Annotated in this window: 2 rRNA genes (1 of these 2 running past the window's edge); both read right to left on the bottom strand. The window is 53.8% G+C overall.

From position 1 onward, the window contains the following. Positions 1-31: 31 nt before the first annotated feature. Positions 32-146 (bottom strand): 5S ribosomal RNA (gene rrf, locus PSA7680_RS18325). 105 nt (positions 147-251) lie between these two features. Beyond that, positions 252-3057, bottom strand: a 23S ribosomal RNA gene (locus PSA7680_RS18320) (it continues 21 nt past the right edge of the window).

Genomic DNA, 3057 nt, shown 5'->3' with positions numbered 1-3057 from the left:
ATCGTATTGAGAGTTAGTGGCTTTTTATTAGGTTTGGCGGTGACCTACTCTCCCACGTCTTGAGACGCAGTACCATCGGCGCGGCTGTGCTTAACTTCCGAGTTCGGGATGGGATCGGGTGTTTCACTTGCGCTGTGACCACCAAACCGAATAAAAAGCCTTGCCCGTTTTGAGGCGGGCAACATCAGTTTTGGATCCAAGTTTTTTGTTAACTTTTGGGTTTGTGTGTTCCAGTCTGTCTATTACTGGATCAAATCAAGCCTATCGGGCAATTAGTACCGGTCAACTGAACGCATTGCTGCGCTTACATCTCCGGCCTATCGACGTGGTGGTCTACCACGGCCCTCAGGGATACCTTGTTTTGAGGGGGGCTTCCCGCTTAGATGCCTTCAGCGGTTATCCTTTCCGATCATAGCTACCCTGCACTACCGCTGGCGCGATAACAGGTCCACCAGTGGATCGTTCACCCCGGTCCTCTCGTACTAGGGGCAACTCCTCTCAAGTATCCTACACCCACGGCAGATAGGGACCGAACTGTCTCACGACGTTCTAAACCCAGCTCACGTACCTCTTTAAACGGCGAACAGCCGTACCCTTGGGACCTGCTCCAGCCCCAGGATGAGATGAGCCGACATCGAGGTGCCAAACGGTGCCGTCGATATGGACTCTTGGGCACCATCAGCCTGTTATCCCCGGCGTACCTTTTATCCGTTGAGCGATGGCCCTTCCACTCGGGACCACCGGATCACTATGGCCGACTTTCGTCTCTGCTCGACTTGTCAGTCTCGCAGTCAGGCTGGCTTCTGCCATTGCACTCAACGAGCGATTTCCGACCGCTCTGAGCCAACCTTCGCGCGCCTCCGTTACTATTTGGGAGGCGACCGCCCCAGTCAAACTACCCGCCACACAGGGTCCCGGATCCGGATGACGGACCGCGGTTAGACATCAAGCAGAACAAGGGTGGTATCTCAAGGGCGGCTCCACAGGGACTGGCGTCCCTGCTTCGATGCCTACCACCTATCCTGCACATGTTGTGCCTGATGCCAGTGTGAAGCTGTAGTAAAGGTGCACGGGGTCTTTCCGTCTAACCGCGGGAAGCCTGCATCTTGACAGGCAATTCAATTTCGCTGAGTCGATGTTGGAGACAGCGGGGAAGTCGTTACGCCATTCGTGCAGGTCGGAACTTACCCGACAAGGAATTTCGCTACCTTAGGACCGTTATAGTTACGGCCGCCGTTTACCTGGGCTTCAATTCGGAGCTTGCACCCCTCCTTTTAACCTTCAGGCACCGGGCAGGCGTCAGACCCTATACGTCGTCTTGCGACTTCGCAGAGCCCTGTGTTTTTAGTAAACAGTCGCCACCCCCTGGTTTGTGCCCCCAGCCAATACTTGCGTAGAAACTGGGCCTCCTTCTCGCGAACTTACGGAGGTATTTTGCCGAGTTCCTTCAACATCGTTCTCTCAAGCGCCTTGGTATGCTCTACCAGTCCACCTGTGTCGGTTTAGGGTACGGTCTCATGGAGGGCTATTTCCAGGAACCCCTAAGCAGCCCAATCAATCCGATAAGATTGAACTACAGTCGGGATCCGTCACATCCTCCTGGCCCACGAATATTAACGTGGTTCCCATCGGCTACGCATTTCTGCCTCGCCTTAGGGGCCGGCTTACCCTGCTCAGATTAGCTTTAAGCAGGAACCCTTGGACTTTCGGCGAGAGTGTCTCTCACACTCTTTGTCGCTACTCATGTCATCATTCTCGCTAGTGATCTCTCCACCGGATGGCTCACGCCCCGGCTTCATCGAAAGTTCCTTGCGTCCAATGTGCCCGAGGGCACTAAGGACGCATGGAACTATGTCACACTACGCTCCGCTACCACTGCATACGCAGTCCTAAGCTTCGGCTCATGGCTTGAGCCCCGTTACATCTTCGCCGCAGGACAACTTGATTAGACCAGTGAGCTGTTACGCTATCTTTAAAGGATGGCTGCTTCTAAGCCAACCTCCTGGTTGTTTTGGTCGTCCCACCTGCTTTCCCACTTAGCCATGAATTGGGGGCCTTAGCTGTAGGTCAGGGTTGTTTCCCTCTCCACGACGGACGTTAGCACCCGCCGTGTGTCTGCCGTATAGTACTTCCCGGTATTCGGAGTTTGGTTAGGATCAGTAAGCCTGTGGGGCCCCATTACCCATCCAGTGCTCTACCCCCGGGAGTATTCGTACGACGCTCTACCTAAATAGATTTCGCGGAGAACCAGCTATCTCCGAGTTTGATTGGCCTTTCACCCCTAGGCACAAGTCATCCCGACCTTTTTCAACAGGTGTGGGTTCGGACCTCCAGCAAGTGTTACCTTGCCTTCATCCTGCTCATGCCTAGATCACTCGGTTTCGGGTCTAATGCTACGAACTCAGGCGCCCTATTAAGACTCGCTTTCGCTACGCCTACACCTAACGGCTTAAGCTTGCTCGTAACACTAAGTCGATGACCCATTATACAAAAGGTACGCGGTCAGGCCTCAAGGGCCCTCCCACTGCTTGTAGGCGTTCGGTTTCAGGTACTGTTTCACTCCCCTTGTCGGGGTGCTTTTCACCTTTCCCTCACGGTACTGGTTCGCTATCGGTCAGCAAGGAGTACTTAGCCTTCGAGGGTGGTCCCCCGATCTTCAGACAGGATTTCACGTGTCCCGCCCTACTTAATACATCCCATCGAGCTTCGAATACGGGGCTGTCACCCGCTATGGCCATGCTTCCCAACATGTTCTTCTCACTCTCAAGGCTTGGCTGGTCCCCGTTCGCTCGCCGCTACTAGGGGAGTATCTGTTGATTTCCTTTCCTCCGGGTACTTAGATGTTTCAGTTCCCCGGGTTCGCTCTTAAAACCCTATGTATTCAGGTCTTAAGTACCTGGTTCAGCAAGTTATAAGATTGCGAAGCAATTTATAACCAACTGTCAGGTGGGTTGCCCCATTCGGAGATCGCAGGGTCAAAGCCTATTCTCGGCTCACCTGCGCTTATCGCAGAGTATCACGTCCTTCATCGCCTCTTGCTGCCAAGGCATCCACCAA

Source organism: Pseudoruegeria aquimaris (assembly GCF_900172235.1).
In the GTDB taxonomy this organism is placed as follows: domain Bacteria; phylum Pseudomonadota; class Alphaproteobacteria; order Rhodobacterales; family Rhodobacteraceae; genus Pseudoruegeria; species Pseudoruegeria aquimaris.
Note: the sequence above shows the minus strand (reverse complement) of the source record. Positions and strands in the feature narration are given on the sequence as shown.